The organism is Nitrosomonas marina, from assembly GCF_900111605.1.
Lineage (GTDB): Bacteria > Pseudomonadota > Gammaproteobacteria > Burkholderiales > Nitrosomonadaceae > Nitrosomonas > Nitrosomonas marina_A.
On the sequence record NZ_FOIA01000016.1, the window covers coordinates 1 to 25,756 of the forward strand.

18 protein-coding genes are annotated in these 25,756 nt (G+C 46.3%); 9 read left to right on the forward strand and 9 right to left on the reverse strand.

Annotation, left to right across the window (positions count from 1 at the left end; genetic code table 11):
* The 3 genes from BMY62_RS08575 to BMY62_RS08585 form a co-directional block, all read right to left on the reverse strand.
* Positions 1–251 (reverse strand): transposase (locus BMY62_RS08575; RefSeq protein WP_143058777.1); only part of this gene is annotated, 251 nt, incomplete at its 3' end.
* Between the two features lie 96 nt (positions 252–347).
* Positions 348–809 carry a hypothetical protein gene (locus BMY62_RS08580; RefSeq protein ID WP_090658653.1) on the reverse strand — a complete coding sequence of 154 codons (462 nt, stop codon included), beginning with the start codon at positions 807–809 and terminating at the stop codon, positions 348–350.
* Positions 806–5,269: an RHS repeat protein gene (locus BMY62_RS08585; RefSeq protein WP_177170334.1), complete on the reverse strand. Its 4,464-nt coding sequence runs from the start codon at positions 5,267–5,269 to the stop codon at positions 806–808. The genes BMY62_RS08580 and BMY62_RS08585 overlap by 4 nt, the downstream gene beginning before the upstream one ends.
* A gap of 367 nt (positions 5,270–5,636) precedes the next feature.
* On the opposite strand from BMY62_RS08585, the gene BMY62_RS08590 reads away from it, so the two are divergent.
* From BMY62_RS08590 to metW, 5 genes are all read left to right on the forward strand, one after another.
* Positions 5,637–6,041, forward strand: a complete 405-nt coding sequence (locus tag BMY62_RS08590; protein ID WP_090658657.1) for a PTS sugar transporter subunit IIA — start codon at positions 5,637–5,639, stop codon at positions 6,039–6,041.
* Positions 6,031–6,300 carry an HPr family phosphocarrier protein gene (locus BMY62_RS08595; RefSeq protein WP_090629480.1) on the forward strand — a complete coding sequence of 90 codons (270 nt, stop codon included), beginning with the start codon at positions 6,031–6,033 and terminating at the stop codon, positions 6,298–6,300. The genes BMY62_RS08590 and BMY62_RS08595 overlap by 11 nt, the downstream gene beginning before the upstream one ends.
* Positions 6,297–8,024, forward strand: coding sequence for a phosphoenolpyruvate--protein phosphotransferase (gene ptsP, locus BMY62_RS08600; protein ID WP_090658659.1), 1,728 nt, complete (start codon positions 6,297–6,299; stop codon positions 8,022–8,024). Before BMY62_RS08595 ends, ptsP begins: the two co-directional genes overlap by 4 nt.
* Before the next feature lie 101 nt (positions 8,025–8,125).
* Positions 8,126–9,253, forward strand: a complete 1,128-nt coding sequence (gene metX / locus BMY62_RS08605; RefSeq protein WP_090658661.1) for a homoserine O-succinyltransferase MetX — start codon at positions 8,126–8,128, stop codon at positions 9,251–9,253.
* 12 nt (positions 9,254–9,265) lie between these two features.
* Entirely contained in the window at positions 9,266–9,883 is a 618-nt protein-coding gene (gene metW, locus BMY62_RS08610) for a methionine biosynthesis protein MetW (RefSeq protein WP_090658662.1), read from the forward strand.
* Between the two features lie 46 nt (positions 9,884–9,929).
* On the opposite strand, the gene BMY62_RS08615 is transcribed toward metW, so the two are convergent.
* Together BMY62_RS08615 and BMY62_RS08620 are read right to left on the reverse strand one after the other, a co-directional pair.
* The gene (locus BMY62_RS08615) at positions 9,930–11,348 is read right to left on the reverse strand and encodes an AmpG family muropeptide MFS transporter (RefSeq protein WP_090658761.1); all 1,419 of its coding nucleotides are present in this window, start codon (positions 11,346–11,348) and stop codon (positions 9,930–9,932) included.
* Positions 11,348–12,118, reverse strand: coding sequence for an exodeoxyribonuclease III (locus BMY62_RS08620; RefSeq protein WP_090658664.1), 771 nt, complete (start codon positions 12,116–12,118; stop codon positions 11,348–11,350). The genes BMY62_RS08615 and BMY62_RS08620 overlap by 1 nt, the downstream gene beginning before the upstream one ends.
* 20 nt (positions 12,119–12,138) lie before the next feature.
* Between BMY62_RS08620 and pyrE the strand changes: the two genes are divergently transcribed.
* Positions 12,139–12,780 (forward strand): orotate phosphoribosyltransferase, encoded by a 642-nt coding sequence (gene pyrE / locus BMY62_RS08625; protein ID WP_090658666.1) that lies wholly within the window; start codon positions 12,139–12,141, stop codon positions 12,778–12,780.
* 11 nt (positions 12,781–12,791) lie between these two features.
* Here pyrE and BMY62_RS08630 read toward each other — a convergent pair whose 3' ends face one another.
* Entirely contained in the window at positions 12,792–14,846 is a 2,055-nt protein-coding gene (locus BMY62_RS08630; protein ID WP_090658668.1) for a Calx-beta domain-containing protein, read from the reverse strand.
* Positions 14,847–15,283: 437 nt separating this feature from the next.
* Here BMY62_RS08630 and BMY62_RS08635 point away from each other — a divergent pair, with 437 nt between their 5' ends.
* From BMY62_RS08635 to BMY62_RS08645, 3 genes are all read left to right on the forward strand, one after another.
* A complete protein-coding gene (locus BMY62_RS08635) occupies positions 15,284–15,709 on the forward strand; it encodes a transposase (protein ID WP_256207515.1) in 426 nt (141 codons plus the stop codon).
* Positions 15,710–15,990: 281 nt separating this feature from the next.
* Positions 15,991–16,245 carry a ribbon-helix-helix domain-containing protein gene (locus BMY62_RS08640; protein WP_218142958.1) on the forward strand — a complete coding sequence of 85 codons (255 nt, stop codon included), beginning with the start codon at positions 15,991–15,993 and terminating at the stop codon, positions 16,243–16,245.
* A gap of 2 nt (positions 16,246–16,247) precedes the next feature.
* Positions 16,248–16,622, forward strand: coding sequence for a type II toxin-antitoxin system VapC family toxin (locus BMY62_RS08645; RefSeq protein WP_090658672.1), 375 nt, complete (start codon positions 16,248–16,250; stop codon positions 16,620–16,622).
* A 279-nt stretch (positions 16,623–16,901) separates the two neighbouring features.
* On the opposite strand, the gene BMY62_RS08650 is transcribed toward BMY62_RS08645, so the two are convergent.
* The 3 genes from BMY62_RS08650 to BMY62_RS08660 form a co-directional block, all read right to left on the reverse strand.
* Positions 16,902–18,653 (reverse strand): Calx-beta domain-containing protein, encoded by a 1,752-nt coding sequence (locus BMY62_RS08650; protein WP_090658674.1) that lies wholly within the window; start codon positions 18,651–18,653, stop codon positions 16,902–16,904.
* Between the two features lie 335 nt (positions 18,654–18,988).
* The gene (locus BMY62_RS08655; protein ID WP_090658675.1) at positions 18,989–21,328 is read right to left on the reverse strand and encodes a Calx-beta domain-containing protein; all 2,340 of its coding nucleotides are present in this window, start codon (positions 21,326–21,328) and stop codon (positions 18,989–18,991) included.
* A gap of 88 nt (positions 21,329–21,416) precedes the next feature.
* Complete coding sequence (locus BMY62_RS08660) at positions 21,417–25,457, reverse strand: Calx-beta domain-containing protein (RefSeq protein WP_090658677.1); 4,041 nt, start codon at positions 25,455–25,457, stop codon at positions 21,417–21,419.
* Positions 25,458–25,756 lie beyond the last annotated feature (299 nt).

Genomic DNA, 25,756 nt, shown 5'->3' on the forward strand with positions numbered 1-25,756 from the left:
ACTTTAATATGACTGGCATCAATCATTAGCCATTCGTAGTCTGGATCATTGACCAGTAATTCCAGTAATTTCTCCCAAACCCCTTTGTCCCGCCAGGGTGCGCCTGTGCGTAAAATCCAGAACACCGCGTTGATAAACTGGCGATTATCTTTTGCAACACCTCCCCACTTGCCTGATCGCCCTGGCAAATGGGGTTCCAGTAACGACCACACATGATCTGAAAGATCATGTCTACGATAAGCTTCTGACATACTATTACCGTGTATAATAATCACTTACAGCATAATTATACAGTAATTTCTAACTTGTGACGACGCTATCTAGATGATCTCGATCTTTTTTTCCAATCAACATGTAGTTGACTGCAAATTACTCGCAAATGATTCAGTAATTGGTATTGTCCTTCCTTCTATTACCAAATCATATTGCGGAATAATCAACCAATAACGTGTTTCATCATTCGGCGAAGACCCAAGTATTTTACTAATACGGTATAAATTTTTACTTACCTTCTCTAACAAAGCTGATTTATGAACTTGAGTAAGGAAAACTTCATTTGCTTTAGATATTAATATAATCTCATATTGATCCTGATCAAATTTTAAAAGACCGTACCCACCATTATCTATATCTCTTGTAGCTTTAACCCAACCATCAGGAACTAAAAAACAGTTATTTTCCAACTCTATTTTGGTTCCATTTTTTATTCGATAATAATAATAATTGGACCCATCCATGACGCCCGGTAACAACATCAAAAAACCAAAAATGCCTGTAATAATGAATAAATATGAAAGCTTGTTTATCATTCTGGAATCTTGATATTTGCCAATGTCCCAGCTGCGACATCATGCACTTTTGTAGGGATTGGTCCAGTCATTGTAGTTCCTGGAACTGAAGCTCCTAGATTATTAATAGCTTCTACGGTATTTTTGCGAAAAACACTATCAGTTTCATATATATCATCCTGAAGTGCTTGTTCTTTTTCTGGGTTACATAATCGCTCTGAAATACAATTGATTCGCTCCTCTTTTAAGGACTTAAGATTGTCAACAGCTTTGAAAGCTTCGGATACATTATTAACTCCATCCGAGCATTTCTTCGCTGTTGTAATTACACCAATTGAGGCTATAACACACGTTAGCGTTCCTAGAGGCCATATTGCACAAATAGTTTGTTTGCCGTCAGGATCAACGTAAGTTAAAGGATTCTGTAGCGCATACCCAAAAGTATTCACCCCGCCCACAAGCCCAATCGGATCACTGGAAATATAACGCCCCGTGGCAGGCTCATAATCTCTGAAGTAATTATAATGCAATTGAGTCTCTGCATCGAAATACTGTCCGGCAAACCGTAGATTATATTTAAATTTGACGCCATCACCATCGGGATCTTCATCGGGTAAGTTATCCCCAAAAGCGTTCCGATTGCGCCACAGCCAAACCGGCATGTTTGTTGAATCTACTATAGCTCTTGGTGTGTTCAAATGATCCGCGTGGATCATATAGACTTGAACAGGCTCAGTTGGTGTCACCTGTTTGATCACGGCAACAGGAATGTCGTTGAACCAAATAGTCTCTTGTTGTAATCTCCAGTTCTCTTTGGCAATGTTATTTGCTTTGAATTGACTGATGAGCCGTCCGCCAGGATCATAAAAAAATGTGAAACGTCTTTTTTTTCTGCCATTCCGGCGGACACGTTCGCCAAAACCGTTGTATTTATATTTACGAACTTTATCGCCGTTAATGATTTTTTTCAGACGACCGGCTGCATTCCAGGTGAATTGTATTTGTCCATTATGGGTAATATTGCCAGCTGCGTCATAGGCATAGTTTTTTACCACAGGCCCGGCCACATTGAGCAAACGGTTACTGCTTGTATCAATGATGTACGGATACACTGTCGTCCCCGATTGCTCAAATGTACGATTGCTGTTTGCATCATAGTCCCACAACCGTGTGCTGGCTCCGTCCGTCTGGCGAATCAGACGACCAAGTGCATCGTATTCGTATGTACGGTTGTTAATCGGATCGGTGTGTGTGGTATTGACGATACGGTTGGCTGCATCATAAACCAGCGTTTGCGTATCAGCCGCGAGTGGATATCCAGTCAACCTGCCGTTGAGATCAAAACTTCGCCTGTGTTGCTGATCATTGCCCCAGTCCCAGCCCTCCGGTTCACCAAACGGACGATAGACAATGTTACGCATCAGAGCGTCGCCATTGATATGCAGTTCTATTGGTTTACCATCCTTTCCATACACATAGTCTATTTTCGCACCCGAAGGATAGCTAATCCGCATTAGCTGACCGCTGTCACTGTATTGATAGCTTATGCTATGTGTCAAATTCCTCTTACCAAACACCACAGTCTGGGTTTTTCGGATTACACGACCGTGTGCGTCATATTGATAACCAGTGCTACCAGATTCATCACCCATCCTTGTCATGCGCCCGACACCATTGGTGCCGTTGTCGTACACCCAGGTGATAGAGCCGGTTTGCGGCACACCCGTGACCGTGGTGTACGACCGAGATATCGGACGATTCAATGCATCATACGCCGTGGCCTGTACTACACCTCTGGCATCCATTTTCGTCAGTTGATTACCTGCCTGGTCATAGGAATACATGGTGGTACCCCGGTCTTGCGAGATTTCCTGCGTCACGTTGCCAAACGCATTTCTGGTGTAACGGGTAGCTATGCCTTTGGGGTCGACTACTTGCGTGATCCGATCAAGCGCATCATACATCTGAAGTGTCTGGCCACTCATCGGGTCGCTGATCTGAACCAGGCGATCAAGTGTATCAAAGTGGCGCGTCGAAGTATGCAACAGTGGATCGACGGTTTGTTTCACATTACCATTGGCATCATATGCAAGTTCAATCACCTGATTTTGCGCACCGACCATTTTCCACAGACGATTCAATGTATCAAATTCCTGCTGGCGTACTTGCACGAGCGTGTTGTTCGCATCAAAGATTTCTTCTTTGGTACGATTGCCTGCTGCATCAAGGGTATAGCGAATTACGTTGCCGAGACCGTCGGTAATACCGGTCAAACGGTGCGCAGCATCATAGGTATAATAAAGACTGCTGTTGTCCGGACGGGTCAGCCGAATTAATTGACCGGCACTGTCGTACTGGTACGTTGTCGTCTCTGATCCCACGACACGCGAAATTAATCGTCGTCGCGCATTATACGTCATGGTTGTGATCAGATTATTGGGATCGACAATCTGCTCGGTTTGGCCGTGTGCGTTATAGCGGGTAATCTCTGTCACATGTCCGAGCGCATTGGTGATGCGCATGACCTGTCCGCGACAACCGAGGTGCCCGCCGAAACACGCTGCATCAGGTGCATAATAATCAATCGTGGTGATGTCGTTTACGTCAGTACGCGGGCCGTCCTCGACACGCTGCACAATCACACCCGGAAATGTCGAATGATACATGTAGCCGGTATTCCAGGTTCGTTCTTCATTACTCATGGTATCGCGGATACTCAACTGCGTGACATTGCCGTAGGTGTCGTATGTAATCGTAGTTACACGATCATTCTCAACAACCTGAACCGGCAGGCGGAAATTTGTATGCCAGCTGGTCAGAATCTTGCGTTCGCTGGTACCAGGTACTGGCGTATAGCTCACCACATCAGCCGGACAATTTCTGCTCGAAGACAAACCTTCTACCCGCGCTATCTCGAGGTTACGATCCAGATCGTATGCATAGCATGTCATATTACCGTTGAAATCAGCACGGCTGGCGATATTACCATTTATATCGTAAGTCATTGCCGACGATGCCGCGCTGCAACCAGAACCTGCCGGCTGTGACTGGCCAACACTTTTAGCCACACCCATGATATTTTGAAACTGATGCGTGTATTGACTGCCCAGCGGATCGGTCACCACTGTACTATTGGCGCTGACATAGTTCAGTTCATACCGGTCTACACCACCGGCATATTCGGTTATAATGGCGCGACCCTGAGCATCGTAGGTATATGTCGCATATCGCACACCGTTTTCGTCTGTAATACCGGTCAACGCATGCGGTAGATTTACACCGCTGGTATATGTAGGTTCGTTGTAATGAAAGGCACGAGTCTCACTATCGGGATACGTGATGCTGGTTAGATTTCCGTTCTCTTCAAAATTGAATAGATATGTATTACCCGATGGATCTATTAAACTGGCAAAATTTCCATACTCATCATACGTGAATTGCAGCTGTCGACCAAAAGTATCAATTACATAGAGAAGCCTGCCATTCCCGTTATAAATCAGCGTATGTATTTGTCCGCTGCGGTTCTCGATCGAAACAAGCTTTCCGGTTGTATCATAACGCTCAACCCGGTCATTAAAACGATCAAGATATAACCAGCCGATCCTGTCATTATTTTCATCAAATAACTCAGCCAGCGAATCGTTTATATCGTCATCACTTTGCCATTCCCCGTTTGCTTGATCTTTGTAAAACAGTAAAGCCCCTCTACCCCGATAAACTCGTGCGCTGGTTGGAGTTTCCCGTCCATCTACCACTATAAATTTATAGTATGTGTGCCGCCATGTTGCCCCTGATCTTTTTCTGTCATTATGCTGATAAAACAATTTGAAATTCAGTGGGTAAACATCATTATTTGTATTATAGACCGGAATAGTTAACTCTTTGCGACCCAGTGCAATATATACCGGATTGGGTGTTCTGTCTCCGCAGTCAGCAGGCTTGGCCAGGTCTTTTTCGCCATCAGGTTCAGTAGATACCGAACATGCAATATAGCCATAACGATTTGTCCCATCCACATCCTTTATCTGGTATCCGGTTGTATTTGGCGGGCAAATGCCTTGGCGGGACGTTGCCTGCCAACCGCAATAATCCTGTTCATACGGCCTACAAAACTTATAACCCCAAATCCATCCATCGTAACCGGGAAAAAATGGCAATTCCTGGTTATCGTGGCATAACCAGACACCCTCATTCTCATTACACGTATGCTTTCTTAAATATTCCAATGCTTCCAGATACGACGAATAATAAACATATCCATAGGATAGCGCCGAGGCCAGTTGATCTTCTTTTAGTCCGCGTGTTTCAAAACTATTCCTTGACCATACAAAACGTGTGGGGGGCTGAATCTGCACGCCTTCTGGTATAACAGTGTCTGCTATTACCTTTGAAGCATCAACAAAAACACCAGAACATAAGAGAACAAATAAAAACCCCTTAAATACTTTGTCTTCGAACTCAACAAACACTACATTATTCATATGCGAAATTAGTAACATGAATGAGTCACAGCGCAGCCAGAACTCACCGGTGGTGTTTATCCATTTAGACGATGAATTATTATTTATCGGCCAACTATCAATTTCATATAGCAATTGACCAAATCTCGAGGCGGGTTTATTGATTGATTTACGGAACAGCAGTCACTTCAAAGCTGATCCATACAATTTGAATTTTCCTGTCTTTTTGATTAAAACCTATTATTCAATACTATAGATTTTCCATAAATTACCTGGGCTGCAACCATTTCATACGAACTTCGATATCAGTTAATAAATAGTATGTGCATTACAAGCAATGATAGAATCCAATCATTTTCTTTATTTCCAAATCAGGAATAAGCCGCGCATGATCGGAATACTTGTGGTAACGCATGAACACCTCTGCGAACATCTGATACGCTGCGCCTGTCACGTTCTGGGAGAACGACCTGCGCAATTGCAGTCTTTGAGCGTTTTTGTCGAAAACGACCCGGACGACGTATTGATCAACATGCGCACGCTGACACAGAAACTTGATACAGGCGATGGCGTTTTGATTCTTTGCGATATTCTGGGTGCGACACCGTGCAATATTGCTAGCCGGCTGATACGGCGCGACCGGGTTGCCTGTATTACGGGAATCAACCTGCCGATGCTGGTAAGGGCATTGACTTATCGTAATGAAACCCTGGCGGCCACAGTCAACAAAGCGCTGGATGGCGGCATAAATGGTGTTGTTGAAATTTCTGCAGGAAACGACCATGCAGCTTAAAGAAGTCGAGATAGTGAACAAACTGGGGCTGCATGCCCGTGCATCCGCCAAGCTGACCAAGCTTGCCAGTCAATACCCATGCGAAGTCTGGATAAGCGGCAATAACCGCCGTGTCAATGCAAAAAGCATCATGGGCGTTATGACACTGGCTGCCAGTAAGGGAACACTTATCCAGATAGAAACCTCGGGCGAGAAGGAATCCGAAGCCTTGAACGCACTTGTCGCATTGGTTGAGAATTATTTCGGGGAAGGGGAATGAGCTTTATCCTGCATGGCATCGGCGTGTCCAGCGGCATTGCGATCGGGCACGCGCATTTAACGGCTCCCACTACGCTTGAAGTGATACATTACCTGATTCCAAAAAGCCAGGTCAACAAGGAAATCAAGCGGCTTGACCAGGCTTTCTCTACCGTGCGGGCAGAGTTCGAGGCGTTACAATCGTCTGTTACCGACGGACCGGCACTGGCCGAATTCAGCGCGTTTCTGGAATTGCATCACATGATTCTGGACGACCCGACCCTCACGGACGCAACACGCGATATCATTGTACAGACACAGTGCAATGCGGAATGGGCGTTGACCCAGCAAAAAGAAGTGTTGCTCGCACAGTTTGAAGCAATCGATGATGCTTATTTGCGCGAACGCAAAACCGACGTCGAGCAGGTGGTGGAACGGATACTCAAGGCACTGCTCGGATACCCCGGTTATCGTCCACCTCCATCCAAACATCTCGGCGACCATGTTCTGGTGGCGTATGATTTGAGCCCGGCGGATATCATGCAGTACAAGCCGCACCAGTTTATTGCCTTTTTAACGGACATGGGCAGTCTGACATCGCACACCGCTATCGTCGCCCGCAGCCTTAATATACCCTCGGTTGTTGCTCTACACCATGCGCACCAGCTGATTCTGGAAGGCGACTGCCTGATTGTCGATGGCAGTCAGGGTGTCATTATTGTCAATCCGGACAAATATGTCCTGGATGAATACCGCCTGCGGCAAAGCCAGCTGGAACTGGAAAAACAGAAACTTAAGCGGCTCAAAAGCATTAAGCCAGTTACCATTGACGGTACCGGAATTGATTTGCTCGCCAATATCGAACTGCCGAGCGATCTGGAACAGGTCAAGGAAAATGGCGCAACAGGAATCGGCCTTTTCCGGAGTGAATTTTTGTTTCTTAACCGCAATGATCTGCCTGACGAGGATGAACAATTCGAGGCCTACCGTGCCGTAGCCACTGAAATGGATGGAAAACCGGTAACGATACGCACTTTTGATCTCGGCGCAGACAAAAATCTGAAACATAGCGTGCCGACTGCGGTCAATCCCGCGCTGGGATTGCGCGCCATTCGCCTCAGCCTGTCAGAAACGCAAATGTTTCACACGCAGTTAAGGGCAATTTTACGTGCCTCCAGATACGGACAGATAAAGATTCTCATCCCCATGCTGTCCAATGCCACAGAAGTTTTTCAGACACTGCATTTGATCGAGCACGCGAAACAAACACTGCACAACGACGGCATCGATTTCGACGAGCACATACAGGTTGGCGGCATGATCGAAATCCCTGCAGCCGCGCTCAGTCCAGAAATTTTCCTGCAGAAGCTGGACTTCCTGTCGATAGGCACGAACGATCTGATCCAGTATACGCTGGCGGTTGACCGGGTCGATGATGCTGTCGCATATTTGTATGACCCATTTCATCCGGCGGTATTATGGCTGATTTCACGTGTCATCCAGACCGCCAACCGGTCTAAAAAACCCGTGTCGATCTGCGGCGAAATGGCTGGCGACATACAGTTTACACGCTTGTTGCTGGGTATCGGCTTAACGCAGTTTTCTATGTATCCCGCACAGCTATTACTGGTTAAGAACCAGATTCTCAAAAGCAATCTTCCCGACATCAGGCCGCTTGCGCATAAAATCATCCGTACTGCCCATCCGGAAAAAATGCACGACCTTTTGACCAGACTGAACAGCTGACGCACGATCAATCTAGTCTATTCGCATTTATTGGCGCTATAATGTTCAGTTCTAATCTGGTTGCCCCTTTTTGAATTATTGTATTTTTTGTTTATAAATAAATGCCCGAATCAAACTCAGTCGGTATCGTAACGCCACAGTATGTGCATATCGACAAACCACTTAAATTGAAAAGTGGAACGGAAATCAGCAGCTATAATCTGGTATACGAAACCTACGGCTCGCTCAATACCGGGCGCTCAAACGCTGTTCTGGTATGCCACGCGCTTTCCGGCAACCATCATGTGGCCGGCGTCTATGAAGACAAGCCAAAAAGTACAGGATGGTGGGACAATATGGTCGGGCCGGGCAAACCCATTGATACCGATAAGTTCTTTGTCATCGGCGTGAATAACCTGGGCGGCTGTCACGGTTCCACCGGACCAGCCAGCATTGACGCCAGAACAGGCAAACATTACGGCGCAAATTTCCCGATTGTCACTGTTGAAGATTGGGTCGAAACCCAGGCGCAACTCGCAGAGCACCTCGGCATCCATCAATTTGCCGCTGTTGTTGGCGGCAGCCTGGGCGGTATGCAGGCGCTGCAATGGACGCTCGATTTTCCTGATAAAGTGCGTCATGCACTGGTTATCGCTGCCGCAGCAAAACTCACCGCACAAAATATCGCGTTTAACGATGTCGCCCGTCAGGCGATACTGACAGACCAGGATTATTACGGCGGCGACTATTATTCCTACAACACCCTGCCCCGGCGTGGATTGCGGCTGGCACGCATGCTGGGACACATTACCTATCTTTCGGATCATTCAATGGCGTCCAAATTCGGGCGCGAACTCAGGGACGGAAAATTCTCATTTGGGTATGATGTCGAATTCGAAATCGAATCATATCTGCGTTACCAGGGAGACAAATTTACCGATCTGTTCGACGCCAACAGTTATCTGCTGATGACCAAGGCACTGGACTACTTTGATCCCGCCAACGCCTATAACGGCGATCTGAGCGCAGCATTCAAAGCGGTCCGGGCCAGCTTCCTGGTACTGTCGTTCACAACAGACTGGCGTTTTTCGCCCGAGCGTTCACGGGATATCGTCAAAGCACTGCTGGATAACAATATCAATGTCAGTTACGGTGAAATCACATCGACGCACGGGCATGATTCCTTTTTAATGAACGATGCCTACTATCACCAGCTGGTGCGCGCATACATGAAAAATATCGAGGTTTAACCGCAGGAAATCATGGCTATCAACGAAACAACACTCACCGCAGCAGCCGCATGGCGGCCTGATTTCGCCGCAATTGCCAGCTGGATCAAACCGGGGGCCAAAATACTCGATCTGGGCTGCGGCGACGGTTCACTGCTTAAATATTTACATCAGGAGCGCAATATTTTCGGCTATGGTGTCGAAATTGACGACAAAAATGTTCTGGGTTGTTTACAAAACGGTATTAACGTAATCCAGAACGATCTGGAGTCCGGACTGTCCAGCTTCGCCAATGATTCATTCGATTATGTCATTCTGTCGCAAACGCTGCAGGCCATGAAACACACCGCCGAAATTATTCAGGAAATGCTGCGCGTCGGCAGGGAAGGCATTGTATCGTTCCCTAATTTCGGTTACTGGAAAAACCGCATGCAGGTTATCCGCGGCCATATGCCTGTCTCGGAATCACTGCCTTACCACTGGTATGACACCCCCAATATCCATCTCTGCACGTTAGGCGACTTTGAAGAACTTTGCCGCCAGTGCAATGCAAAAATTCTTGAACGCCGCGTCATGAATGGTGACCGCCAGATCGAATTGTCGCCGAATCTGCTTGGCAGACTGGCATTTTACCGATTTGAACGTGGCTGAGCGCTCGCGAATTGTTTATCCAGTCTTACAGCATCATTTGCCACAACTATGATTTGTTCATCTGCCGGGACACCGGCATTTCCGGTGGTGCTTTCACTTGCGGCTCAAACCGCGCTTTCCCGGCCAGCCTGACCAGTACCAGCACAGGCACACCGAGAAATGCCGTTGTAATAAAAAAAGCTTCGTAACCGAATGCATCGACAAACTGACCGCTGAATCCTGCAACAAATTTCGGTAGCAGCAGCATGACAGAACTGAACAATGCATATTGCGTGGCCGAATAAGCAGTATTCGTCAGTCCAGAAAGATATGCAATAAATGCGCTGGACGCGATACCGGCTGACAGATTATCCGCCGAAATGGTGAACACCAGTCCGCTGACATCATGTCCGCGCCCGGCGAGCCAGACAAACAGCAGATTGGTTACCGCCGACAGCACTGCACCGATAAACAGCGTGCGCATGATCCCGATCCGCGCAATCAGCAATCCACCCACAGCAGCACCCAGAATAGTCATCAGCACGCCGTAAACTTTGGAAACCGCAGCCACTTCATCCTTGGTATAACCCATGTCGACATAAAACGGATTACTCATCACACCCATGACGACATCAGAAATTCGGTACAGCGCAATCAGCGCGAGAATCAGCAGTGCCTGCCTGCCATGACGCACGATGAAGTCCCTGAACGGCGCGATTAAAGCGCCATACAGCCACACCAGCATGCGTGCCAGCCGGATATTGAGATTCCAGCCGGCAATGATTCGCTGTGCATACTGTTCATTTTCAGACAGCAGCGTGTTTACCGGCACATTCGGTTCCCGGATAATCAAGGTCGTCACGATGCCGACGCTCATACAGCACGCCATGACCAGATAAGCAAAACGCCAGGGCATATAATCATAACTGGCGGCAGAAGAATCCACGGCCGCGGCTATCCACAAAACACCGGCGGATGCCAGAATCATCGCCACGCGATAACCGGCCTGATAGGTTGCGGCCATGGCACCCTGCAGTTCCAGCGCAACCGCTTCGATGCGATACGCGTCGAGCGCAATGTCCTGAGTCGCCGACGCAAATGCAACCGCCAATGCAAAAAAAACCATGTGAGACAGATTGACGACAGGATCGGTCAACGCCATTCCGACCAGCGCCAGCATAATAACGCACTGCGACAGCAGCAGCCAGGCGCGCCGCCGGCCCAGCAAACGGGACAGCAGCGGCAGTGGCATACGGTCAACCAGAGGCGACCACAGCCATTTGAAACTGTAGGCCAGACCGACCCAGCTCAGGTGTCCGATTGTCGTTCGATCAATACCCGCTTCACGCAGCCAGAACGACAGGGTGCCGAGTATCAGCAGCAACGGCAGTCCGGCTGAAAAACCCAGTGACAGCATGCCCAGCACGCGTGGGTGGGTATATATACTGAGTGTATTGATCCAGCTGGCTTTTCCGGCGGATTTCATCATAGTGCGTCGTAATGGATAATCAATGGTGCATGGTCCGAGAATCGGGATTCTTTATATATCTCGGCTTCGACTGCCTTTTCGGCGACATCAGGCGTGGCAATCTGATAATCGATACGCCAGCCGACATTATTGGTCCATGCCTGGCCACGGTTCGACCACCAGGTATATTGGTCCGGCGCGGGATTCAGTCTGCGAAATACATCCACATAACCGATCTCGTCAAATACACGCGACAACCATTCCCGTTCTTCGGGCAGAAATCCTGAATTTTTCTGATTAGCGCGCCAGTTTTTCAAATCGATTTCTTTATGCGCAATATTCCAGTCTCCGCACAAAATAATATCGCGCCCGCTATTGATCATTTCCTGCAGAACCGGCAAAAAAATGTCCAGAAAGAAAAACTTGGAAGCCTGCCGGTGATCGCCGCTGGAGCCGGACGGCAGATACAGCGAGATGACGCTTAAATTTCCAAAATCGGCCTGCAGATACCGGCCCTCCTGGTCAATTTCCTCAACCCCGATGCCTTCGACCACCCTGTCAGGCTCAAAACGGCTATAGATGCCCACGCCGCTATACCCCTTTTTCAGTGCACAGTGAAAATAACCGTGATAACCCGCCGGTGCAAGAATGTCATCGCTTAAATCCGGCAACTGCGCCTTGAGCTCCTGTATACAAACAATGTCGGCCGACTGTTGCGGCAACCATTGATAAAAACCTTTTCTGGCAGCGGCACGCACACCATTAACATTCAGCGTTATAATCTGCATTTTATATACTGTATTGAATTATGTCCGATTTCAGACAAGCATTTATAGAATTCGCAATAGAACGCAAGGTACTATGCTTTGGCGAATATAAAACCAAGGCAGGGCGTCTGTCTCCCTATTTCTTTAATGCAGGCCTGTTCAACGACGGCGATGCCTTGCGCCGTTTGGGGCAATTTTACGCCAAAGCTATCCTTGCTGCTGAAGTACCGTTTGACATGCTGTTCGGACCCGCCTACAAGGGTATTCCACTGGTCAACGCCATCGCTATAGCATTGGCCGAGATGGGTTATAACCACCCTTTTTGTTTTAACCGCAAAGAAATCAAGGACCATGGAGAGGGTGGCAACCTGATCGGCGCGCCGCTTAAAGGCCGCGTCCTGATTGTCGACGATGTCATATCCGCCGGCACGTCGGTACGCGAATCTGTCGACCTGATTTCTATGGCGCGCGCAAAGCCGTGCGGCGTAGCTATTGCGCTCGACCGTATGGAACGCGGCACAAACGAACTGTCCGCTGCACAGGAAGTCAGACAGACACATGATATCCCGGTCATCAGTATCATCAGCTTAAACGATCTGACCGATTTTCTTCAATCAAATGCCGATTACAACTGTTACCTTGAAGCCGTACTGCAGTACCGGCAACGATATGGTGTTGTATAAAAAGCTTTTTTTCAAGCGACTAACTCAGTCGTGAAGGCAGATTGATAACCCTGGATCAAATCAATTTCACCATCTTCAATTAATTCAAACTCTTCAGATGGCGCTGACAACGCCGAGATATTTTCGGCGCTATTTGAATCAATGATCACAGCTCCACCGCTATTCGGCGCATCACTCGCAGCAGGAACGTCTGTTCCCAAAATATTGGATGCAAAATCGGCATAATTATTAAGGATTCCAGATACGCCTAACAGCGGATTACCACCCGTTTCGTATGTAAAAAATGCCGCCCCCAATATCACAATCTCTGCACCGTTACTTAATGCAAGCTGCGCCGTATTGGATGCCACAATAGTACTATCAATATTCAAACCACCGATGAGCTGAATCTTATTTGCGCCGTGCGCATCCGATATTGTAATGCTTGCATTCGGATCCACCGTGAAGGAAGAGATCACATAAATATCATCGCCCGCTGCTTTTGACACAACACCACGCTGGACAATAGTAATGTCCGAATTTGGATCAACAGACGGCGAATTCCCGCCGTTATCGGTATCCTTAATTTGAGCTGTTGCCGTTACTGTACTGCCACCACCACTCAGTTCTGCATTGCTAACGTCGAATAGTCGCAATTGAAAAGTTTCCGTATTTTCTACTGCAGTGTCATCAAGGATAGAAACATCAATTGTCGTACTGACCGCTCCAACTGGAATCGTAAAAGTACCTGAATCAGCTTGAAAATCGCTGCCAGCCGTTGCAGTACCGGCAATAATTTCAAAGCTTCCGGTAATCGCGTCATTACCAGATGCTGAACTCTCAATAACAAATGTCGCTGTTTGAGTGCCAGGACCCTCGGTTACCGTTATGTTTTCTACTGTTAAAACGGGCAAAGCATCATTGATCTTATTTATTAAATCTTGGCGTGAAATCGTTATGTCTTCAAATGAAAAAAATTCAATATTTGTAACACTGTCGGTTCCACCAGAAGACGTAGTAACTAAAAAAAGGTCTGAATCCGACATGTATTCAACCTGTGCTTGAGAAAATAGCCCAGCAAAAATAGCTGTATCTTCACCAGAATTTCCGTTCAGCGTATTATCAGCATCATTACCTATTAAAATATCATCACCAAGCCCGCCAATTGCATTTTCAATAACTGTGTGATAGGCAATCCAAATATTCGGAACCCTGGTTTCGGTAAAAAAATCCTCAGCATAGACTGAATTCCCTATAAAAGAACCCATGCCTTCGCGTAAATCTATCGTAGCATTTTGAGATCCATTATAAGCAATCCTGTCGCTTGTACCACCATTGTCCCAAATAGTCTCGTGATACGTTATCGAGTCATTGAAAAAATAATCGTTATTAATGCTTTGAATAGTGCCTTGACCATATAAGTATTGAATAGCAAGAATATCCAATGGCATTGGCGTGGTAGGGTAATAAGAAAATCCAGAATCTTGATCACCTGCAATAGCAGAGTAACTCATTATTGTACTGGACATGGTATCCAGATCATTTGGAAACTGGGAATCGTCAAAGGGGTGGCTCAAGCCAAGCGCGTGCCCAATTTCATGGATTAAAGTTAAAAATGAATATGTTCCAGGTTTCCAAATTTCATCAGCACTCGAGCTTTCTAGATCAATCCATATATCACCTGAGATTGCAGCAGTAGAGGATGGTGTATAGGCCCAGGCTTGTGCACCTTCAATTTCATCATTATGAGAATAAGCAATACGAATATCCCCAACGTCAGTCTCAGTATCCGCAACAATTACAAAATGCACATTGGCCACATTCTCCCATTGATGCAAGGCTTCAATAAAATAAGTCTGGTCAGAATCGGATAGCGGTGAAAATGAATTGCCCCAAGGTTCACGACCAATATCAGTATTCGGACCATAACCGGTTACTGGATCAGTAGACCAAAAAGAACCATAATCAGGGAAGCTGTAAGTGATCTCTGAATTGGCCCATCTCCCTCCCTCAATCAGGGCATCGAGAATAATATCCCCAGTAGTTACAATCGTTAAAACTTCACTTGAAGATTCTGGCGCAGGCATATAATAACACCTCTAATTGGAATCGGTAACCATAAGGGAACTTCTAAAAGTCCATAATTGTACAATACGCAGTTATGAAATGATACATTAGCAGGCTGCATGAGACTTTATCACAAGCATGGTTGAACCCAGATTTTCCATTAGCGATTTCCCAATAACGAAAAACCAATCAGAAAAACCAATCAAATAAACAACTTTTGTCGAAATCTCCTGGAAGAAAAAATTGCAGATTTAAGCAACTCAAATTTACAGAAACAACTTTATATTCAACAAGTTTATCTAATGGCTTCCATTAGAAATTTTCCGAACGGAAAATCTGGGATGATCATGGATTTACCAATGGCTTGTGATGTTGTTACTAAAAAAATAGCAAGGGCTACAAAGAGAACTGCATTGGTTACAAGTTGCATCTTGACGTGGCAGACGGTGGCATACCGGTGAGTGAACTACTAACATCGGCATCGACATATGACAGTCAAGTAGCCATCCCGTTAATGCACATGAGTGATGAGCGCGTCATTAATCTGTATGACCTGATGGGTTCTGCCTATGATGTGCTGCAGATTCGCGAGGCCTGCCAACAGCTGGGGCATGTATCGCTAATTGATGTGAACCCACGTCGAAACCCGGCATTAAAAGAGGAAATTGCAGCTGAAAATAAACGCTGCCGATTAGTTGGCCACAGACCAGCTGAAGCAATCCGTTATAACGAACGAATTACGGTTGAACACGTTAATGCGCAATTGAAAGATGAATTTGGCGGTCGTATGGTACGTGTACGTGGTCATACCAAGGTCATGTGCCATTTAATGTTCGGCATTCTTGCACTGACAGCGAATCAACTCATGACTTTCATTACATAAGAGTGTTTCGAGCTATTTTTAGTCATCAATCTTAGCAATTGAGAGGATAAGTGTGTACAAATTATGAAAAAAGTGATGGCACAGAGCCCCGTAGCGACAAAAATTCAGAATTGTTGCCCCAAAAAATCGGTAATAAGGGTTGATGCCAAATTTTTTTAGTTTGTACATGATAATTTTGCAAGAACCCCTTCTGCTAAGCTCGTTATCAATAGCTGTTTTTTGATAACAAACAATATAAATAAGACTTGTATAATTTTCATTAAACATATACAGTAATGTATATGAAACAAGAATCTATGATACGTACACAAGTCTATCTATCTAAGGAACAAGAACAGGCTCTTAAGTCTCTTGCTATTTCTTCTGGATCACGTCAAAGCGAACTTATTCGTCAGGCTGTTGATTTGTTGTTGGAACAAAAGAATGTCACGCCTTATCATTGGAAACAGACATTGCATGACATGAAGGGTATATGGGCGGATGACAAAGACGTAGAACATCGGATGAAAACTATTCGCCAGGAGTTCGATCGTTAGCAATGGCGCACTATCTCCTGGACACATGTATCCTAATTGATTTTTTCCGTGGTAATGAAAAAGCCGCACAATTTTTGGAAGGATTAGACAATCCGCCTTTTCTTTCAGTGCTTACTGTTGCTGAATTATATGCAGGAGTTCGAGAAGGAAGGGAACGTACCTTGCTTGATAATCTGGTGCAGCATTTCCCTGTGATCCCTTTAAACGATGAAGCTGCTATTAAGGGTGGCCTGTATCGGCGGCAATATGGAAAAAGCCATAATGTCGGTATCGTAGATGCGCTGCTTGCTTCTTCAGCTGAGTGGAAGAATTTAGTTCTTGTTACTTGTAACGTGAAACACTTCCCGATGATTGAAAATGTATATTGCCCATATTAGGCAAAGAATATGACAGCTCTTACTATCACTGAAAATCGTGCATTTACCGCACAAGACTTTCACCGGCCGACCGATGCGCCACCTGAAGCCGAAAGTGGTATTTAGGATCAGAGTAACATTTATCTGTTATTCTTGCTGAGGAAAAGTGTCAAATCTGTTTATTTATCATATTATCCACCTGATTTGGTCCAGTCGGGTGATATTTTCTCCGATTATTTGCGCTATTTTTGCTCCTTCTTATATTAATTTACTATACCAGCCCGGCAGGCTGGAGCAGATTTATCCCAGCATTAAATCTGGAGCAGTCGGCGCTTGTATCAACTCGATATCTCCCTCCTGAATTTGATTATCTTGCGTTCGCAGGAAACTACGTTGATTTTCAGATGCAGTACTTGCTGAACCATCTGCATTAATGATAACAGCGCCCCCGTTAGCCGGTGCTTCACCAGCGTTTGGCACGATTGTACCTAATATGCCGGTAACAAAGTTTGTATAGCCGTTTGTTTGACCTGATGTGCCCGCCAGCGGATTGCCACTGGTTTCATAGGTGAAGGACGATGCGCTCAACACGGTGATCTCAGCGCCATTGGTTAACGTCAGCAACGCGGTATCGGAAGCCACAATCGAGCTGGCAATGCTCAAGCCTTCAAACAATTGTACGGTATTGGCGCCCTGGCTATCTGAAATGGTAATCTTCGCATTGTCATCAACGGTAGACAATGACAGCACATAAGTATCATCACCGGCCGCTTTCGAAACAACGCCGCGCTGTGCAATCAAAATGTCATCATTTGGACCAGCAGTGCCTCCACCCGTTGAACCACTCGTTCCAGCGCTTGCAGTACCATCGGCATTAATGGTGATCGCGTCACCGCTATTTGTACCGGTTTGTGGGATACTGCTGCCAAGTATGTTGACAACAAAATTGGTGTAGTTATTGATAGTGCCCGGAATACCTGCGAGCGGATCACCGCTGATCTCATAATTGAATGATGAAGCGCCAAGAATGGTAACTTGCGCACCGTTGCTTAAATCCAGCCGCGCGGTATCAGAAGCAATGATCGAATTGGTAACACCCAAACCTCCAAACAGTTGGATTTCGTTAGTACCCTGATTATCCGTAATGGTAATACGCGCATTACTGTCCACCACAAACGATGACAGCACATACGTATCATTACCGGCCGCGCTCGAAACAACGCCACGCTGAACATTCACAATATGGGCGTCCAAACTGACTGGATTTGAATCATCATCGATTGATTCGCTGTCTGCATCAATAACATTTGCCGTCGCAAGTAGCGTATCTTTACCGTCTGCAAATTGTGCATTAACGACATTGAACAATTTCAATTGAAATGTTTCCATATCTTCAGGCAAGCCATCACCTATCACCCTTACTTCAATACGAACAGTATCGTAAGTTTTCTGTGATGGCAGTATGGAGAAAATACCTGATGCGGCAAAAAAATCAGTTTCCACCGAAGCTGTATCTTCAAGCATTTCAAATTGGCCAGTGATTAACTCTGTCGTAGCGCCATTTCTTACTACTAAAAATTCTGTCACATGAGGACGAAGAGAAGCTGGTTCGTATACTGTAATATCATCAACCGTCAAAAACACAAACGGATCATTTTCTGGAATAGGTTCTTGAATCGTACCAATGGCGACAATAGATGCTGGAGTATCGCGACCGCCACTGTTTAAAAACTGAGCATTAGTCAAGTCTGAAAGAACTAATTGAAAAAACTCGCTTTCTTCTGGTATAAAATCATCAAATATATTGACTTCTACAGTAGTGTTTGTTTCACCAACAGGGATTGTGAAGATACCCGAACCAGCTTGGAAGTCCTCGCCGGTAACAGCACTAGAAAATCCTTCTCGAACCTCAAAGCTGCCAGTGATTGCTTTGGCCGCAGGACTATCAATATTAATGACGAAAGTCGCAGTTTGCGTTCCAGGACCTTCATTTACGAAAATATCGTCAACAGTGAGCTGTGGTAACATCGGATTTTCTATTGTCTGCTCCATTTATTTACACCTTATCTGTTTAAGATTTACAGACTGATCTAATTGTAATTGTCTTATCAGATATCGGGCCGTTTATGTACTGACCAGTACTCTATCAATATGATAGAGTACTAACAGGTTAAAAAAACATTCATAATGCAATGCATATTTTTATATCCAACACATTGTTATTCAATTTTTTACTTGGCAAAACAATTTCCTTTTTCATGAGCTTTCTGCCGTTACAAAGCAGCTCTAGACAGTTTAGGCGTCTGTAATCGCGTTGTATCGGCTGACACGAAAAGAATTTTGACAATCCGTTCAAAATCAGCCGATATTGATATTGCTATTGAGTCCTACATGATTAAATCAACTAGGGTTATTGATGAATCACCCTGGATTAACTCAATCTGGCCATCTTCAATCGGTTGGAATAATTTAGATGCGGATATGATAGCCGATGCATTCGCTACCCCATCGGAATCGATAATCACGGCACCCCCATTATTCGGCGTTTCACTTGCAGCAGGAACACTTATTCCCAAAATATTGGACACAAAATCAGCATAATTATTGACTACACCCGAGGTGGGTATTAACGGATTACCCCCCGTTTCATAGGTAAAAGATGCCGCGTCCAGTATCACAATTTCCGCACCGTTGCTTAGTGTGAGTAGCGCCGTATTGGAAGCAACAATTGAGCTTTCAATATTCAAGCCATCGATAAGCTGAATCTTGTTTGCACCTTGCGCATCCGATATCGAAATGCTCGCATTCGGATCGACTGTTGCCGAAGAAATCACATAGATATCATCCCCGGCTGCTTTTGACACCACGCCACGCTGCACAATAGCGATGTCAGAATCTGGATCAACGGGTGTGTTGTTACCATTATCCGGCGGACTATCGGTATCGGTAATTTGGCCGGTGGCCGTTACTGTACTGCCGCCACCGCTCAGTTCTGCATTGCTAACGTCGAATAGTCGCAACTGAAAAGTTTCTGTATTTTCTACTGCGGTGTCATCAAGGATAGTGACATCAACTGTCGCGCTGGCCTCACCCGCTGGAATGGTAAAGGTGCCTGAATCGGACTGAAAATCGCTGCCGGCTGTTGCAGTGCCGGCAATAATTTCAAAGTTTCCGGAAATCGTTTCTGCAGCCGGTGCAGAGCTTTCAATGACGAAAGTCGCTGTTTTGGTGCCGGGGCCTTCGCTTACAGTTATGTCATCGATACTAAGTACAGGCTGTGTCGTGGATGAAGGCAAGGAATCAACTGTATCCACAACGCCGATTAGATCGGCGCTTGCTACAGATCGATCATCAAATATAAATGTTTCTGTATTGGTGATAATATCGGTGCCACCTAAAATCGTGGTCACCACAAAGGTATTAAAATTGGGCGCGTAAGCAATAGATGCCTGAGAAAACAGGCCGGGAAACACCGCGCTGTCTGACCCCACGCCGCCATCGATGGTATCATTGCCCTCATCGGCAGTTATGCGGTCATTACCTTCCATACCATTGATGATATCGTCAAATTCGCTGCCAAACATAAAATTGTCGCCGCTGCTGCCGGTCATAGTCAGGCCACCTGTGAGCGAAATTGGCTCATTGTTACCAATTTGCAGCCATTCCACGTTGGCACGTGTCAGATGACCATTGATTGCAATACTGCCAAAGCCATCGGCAGCAATCCAGAGTCTGTCGGATGGATTATTATAAGCACCGTTTCCACTAATCAACCGCACTGCCGAAACCGGAATGTCATCCAGAATATGGATGGTGTCATCACCTTCGTTAGTCAGTTCAGCGACTGTATTACCGGAACCAAACTGCCCGGTAAACTCGTATGTATCATCGCCCTTTCTGCCGGTCAGTGTGTCGCCACCTTCGCCACCATTGATGATATCGTCAAATTCGCTGCCAAACATAAAATTGTCGCCGCTGCTGCCGGTCATAGTCAGGCCACCGGTGAGCGAAATAGGCGCATTGTTACCAATTTGCAGCCATTCCACGTTGGCACGTGTCAGATGACCATTAATTGCAATACTGCCAAAGCCATCGGCAGCAATCCAGAGCCTGTCGGATGGATTATTATAAGCACCGTTTCCACTAATCAACCGCACTGCCGAAGCCGGAATGTCATCCAGAATATGAATGGTGTCCTCGCCTTCGTTAGTCAGTTCAGCGACTGTATTACCGGAACCAAACTGCCCGGTAAACTCGTATGTATCATCGCCCTTTCTGCCGGTCAGTGTGTCGCCACCTTCGCCACCATTGATGATATCGTCAAATTCGCTGCCAAACATAAAATTGTCGCCGCTGCTGCCGGTCATAGTCAGGCCACCGGTGAGCGAAATAGGCGCATTGTTACCAATTTGCAGCCATTCCACGTTGGCACGTGTCAGATGACCATTAATTGCAATACTGCCAAAGCCATCGGCAGCAATCCAGAGCCTGTCGGATGGATTATTATAAGCACCGTTTCCACTAATCAACCGCACTGCCGAAGCCGGAATGTCATCCAGAATATGAATGGTGTCCTCGCCTTCGTTAGTCAATTCCACCACAGAATTTCCGGAAGCAAATTGTCCGCCAAATTCGTAGATATCATCACCCAGACCGCCGGACATGGTATCGGCGCTGGTGGTACTGGTTAATATGTTGTTTGAGTCATCACCGGTAAGTTGAGCCATTTTTGTTTCCTTCTTAAATTAATTTACCAAACCAGGCTGCCAGGCGCCCGATATCCGTATTCAAGCACCCGACAAGCTAGAGTAGATTTTATCCCAGCATTAAATCTGGAGCAGTCGGCGCTTGTATCAACTCGATATCTCCCTCCTGAATTTGATTATCTTGCGTTCGCAGGAAACTACGTTGATTTTCAGATGCAGTACTTGCTGAACCATCTGCATTAATGATAACAGCGCCGCCGTTAGCCGGTGCTTCACCAGTGTTTGGCACGGTTGTACCCAATATGCCGGTAACAAAGTTTGTATAGCCGTTTGTTTGACCTGATGTACCCGCCAGTGGATTGCCGCCGGTTTCATAGGTGAAGGACGATGCACCTAGCAATGTGATTTCGGCACCATTGGCTAACGTCAGCAACGCGGTATCGGAAGCCACAATCGAGCTGGCAATGCTCAAGCCTTCAAACAATTGCAGGGTATTGGCGCCTTGACTGTCTGAAATGGTAATCTCCGCATTGGAGTCAACAGTTGACGATGACAATATATAGGTATCATCCCCAGCCACTTTAGAGACAACACCACGCTGTACAATAAAAATATCGTCATTAGGATCGCCTGTTCCACCACCGGTTGGATCTGCTCCAGGCGTTACCGTACCATCTTCATTAATGGTGATCGCGTCACCGCTATTTGTACCGGTTTGTGGGATACTGCTGCCGAGTATGTTGACAACAAAATTGGTGTAGTTATTGATAGTGCCCGGAATACCAGCGAGCGGGTCACCGCTGATCTCATAATTGAATGACGAAGCACCGAGAATGGTAATTTGCGCACCGTTGCTTAAATCCAGCCGCGTGGTATCGGATGCAATGATCGAATTGGTAACACCTAAACCTCCAAACAGTTGGATTTCGTTAGTACCCTGATTATCCGAAATGGTAATACGCGCATTACTGTCCACAACAGACGATGACAACACATAAGTATCATTACCGGCTGCACTGGAAACGACACCACGTTGCACAATCACGGCATCTCCAGGAGTAGGAGGCGGTTCGTTATCAATTATTTGCCCGGTTGCTAGCAATTCGTCTCCGCCTCCAGCCAACACTGCATTATTCACATCAAACAAACGTAATTGAAACGTTTCAGTCTCTTCACTAATCGTATCGTCCAAAATATCGACAACTACCGGCCCGCCAGTACCGCCGGGCAGTATCGTAAACGTACCAAAATCAGCCTGAAAATCGCTGCCTGCTGTGGCTGTATTACCAATCAATTCAAAACTGCCAGTAATCGTTTCAGTTGATACCGCTGAACTTTGAATGGTAAACGTAGCTGTCTGGCCCGGGCCTTCGGTGACGCTGACGCTATTCACTGTCAAGGTTGGCAATTCGCCGGGCGGTGGCGGCAAATTGCCATCAATAATGGTAATCGTACCCGTTGCCGCATCAACACCATTGGCAATTTCGGCCGTCGGCGTAAGACTTAACGTAAACGATTCAGGGGTCTCGCCCAGACTATCCCCAGTGATCGGTATGATCACAGCAGCCTGTGTTTGGCCCGGCTCAAACGTTACCGACCCATTTTGCGCGGTAAAATCCTGACCGGCAACCGCGCTGCCACCGATAGTTTGATATTGAAATGTCAGTGTTTGATCGGATGGACGGGAAAGCTGGACAGGGACAACCACATCACGGGTGTTATTGGGTGCGCCTTCGACAATTTGTGTTTCTTCAGCGACAAACAAACCAAGCTTGTTTTGTGTGCCTTCGTCATCTTGGATGATACCGGTGGCTTGCAGCTTATTGACATGGCCTGAAAAAGTCGCGCCGACTGGGTTGGAAATCTCAAGCAATACACTTTCATCAATTTCAAACTCTGAATCCCCATTCAGCCGCAAACTAATAAAACCTGTCGTATCCCCAGCCGGGATCGTTAATGTGCCAGACCCAAATCGTTCCTGACTAAAATCATTTGCACTTACCGTCCCGGGCTGACTATCCCAATCCACGGTCACAGTATTTGTAGAAGGCTCAGATAGCGTCACTGCAAAACTTAAATAATTTACATCAAAACCCGTACTCGCTTCATTTATCGTTACATCACGAATCGATATAACTGGCTGTGCATTAACCGCATTATCATCTTCTATAATACGACCCTCACCAGCCACGCCATCTACACCATTAGCAATAGCCGATGCAGAACCCGCTTGCGGGCGCACCAGCATAGTGAAATTCTCAGAACCTTCAATCAGCGTATCCCCTGTTACATCAACACTCACAGAGGCTTCCGTCTGACCGGCCAGAAAAGTCAGCGTACCACTGACCGCCGTAAAATCCGAACCAGCCTGGGCTGAGCCATTGACAGTCTGGTAATCGAAGCTTAAATCGGTGCTGGCCGGGCGCGATAACTTAACACTGAATACCGCAGACTTCGTGCCACTATCACCCTCAATCACTTCCGCATCACTGACAAACAAGGCCCGTGTTAAGGCCGTACCACTGTCATCGTCAAGAATAATGCCTGTCGCTTTTAGTCGGTCTGCACCATCTGCAAATTCAGCGCCATTCGGATTGTAAAGCTCAAGTTGAACACTTTCATCAGCCTCAAAACTTGAATCCCCATTCAGCCGCAAACTAATAAAACCTGTCGTATCTCCAGCCGGTATCGTTAATGTGCCAGACTCAAAACTCTCTCGGCTAAAATCCAATTCGTCTGTCGTTCCCGGCCTGCTCAACCACTTCACACTTATGTTGCCTGTCGAAGGTTCAGATAGCGTAACTGCAAAACTTAAATAATTTACATCAAAACCCGTACTCGCTTCATTTATCGTTACATCACGAATCGATATAACTGGCTGTGCATTAACCGCATTATCATCTTCTATAATACGACCCTCACCAGCCACGCCATCTACACCATTAGCAATAGCCGATGCAGAACCCGCTTGCGGGCGCACCAGCATAGTGAAATTCTCAGAACCTTCAATCAGCGTATCCCCTGTTACATCAACACTCACAGAGGCTTCCGTCTGACCGGCCAGAAAAGTCAGTGTGCCACTGACCGCCGCAAAATCCGAGCCCGCTTGGGCTGAACCATTAACAGTCTGGTAATCGAAGCTTAAATCGGTACTGGCCGGGCGCGATAATTTAACACTGAATACCGCAGACTTCGTACCGCTATCACCCTCAATGACTTCCGCATCACTGACAAACAAAGCCCGTGTTAAGGCCGTACCACTGTCATCGTCAAGAATAATGCCTGTCGCTTTTAGTCGGTCTGCACCATCGGCAAATTCTGCGCCATTCGGATTGTAAAGCTCTAGTTGAACACTTTCATCGACTTCAAAGCTTGAATCCCCATTCAACCGCAAACTGATAAAACCTGTCGTATCGCCAGCCGGGATCGTTAATGTGCCAGATTCAAAACTCTCTCGGCTAAAATCCAATTCGTCTGTCGTTCCCGGCCTGCTCAACCACTTCACACTTATGTTGCCTGTCGAGGGTTCAGTTAAAGACACTTCGAATTCCAAAAAATTGGGATCAAAACCAGTACTCGCTTCCTCTATAGACACCCCAGCAACAGATAAAATCGGCGCTAATGAATACTGGTACTTCTCAGTTGCAAACAAACCAAACGGCATCAGCACCTCAAACGGCTTGGTAAAACAATCCAGAAACCAATTTGAACCACCTTCCACCTTACCGATTACTTGACTCGACGCAGCGATTTTTGCACCGGTCAACTCACCCAATCGCTCGATAAAAGTTTGCCCGATTTTACCGGCAGCCAGTTGGCACGCGTAAATTGCAATGGTGGCGTTGTCTGTCAGCATGTTGCGCCATTCAGTCAATTCGCTTTCACGTTTATTCAATGCAGCCAGATCGAGCGGGTGATTTGCAAATTCGAGCTGTCCGGGCTGTCCATGCGACAGCAGCGTTAACTCACTCACAGGCGCGTGCTCAGTTAATGCGTCAGTAATTTGTGAAACAGCGTCCGAATCGGCGGTGAGTTGAACAATCTGGTAGCCTGGCCGCATATCAACCAATAGAGTTTCCGCAGCAGGAACGCCTGCATCCACCAGTAATAATTTTTGGGTTTTGACTTGACTCTGAATTTGCGTTTTCATACTTGATTTCCCCTGTTGGATATTTGATAGAACCAAAGAACACTGCTGCTATCTTTTCAGTGCAAATCGATAGTCAGCGCTTTGTCTAGTGTGGAATCATTATTAAGACTTCATATTGAATTGAACTTTGTTCTGATGTGACTTTTCATTATGTTAAGCCAATTGAAAATATTACACTAATTTCTCAATAAAAGTGATAATTCCTATGGATGCACAAGCCATCCAGCACATCGTGCGCAACGCAACAAAATACTACGCTGCGATATTTTGCATCGATCAACGCAGTAAACTTGCAATGC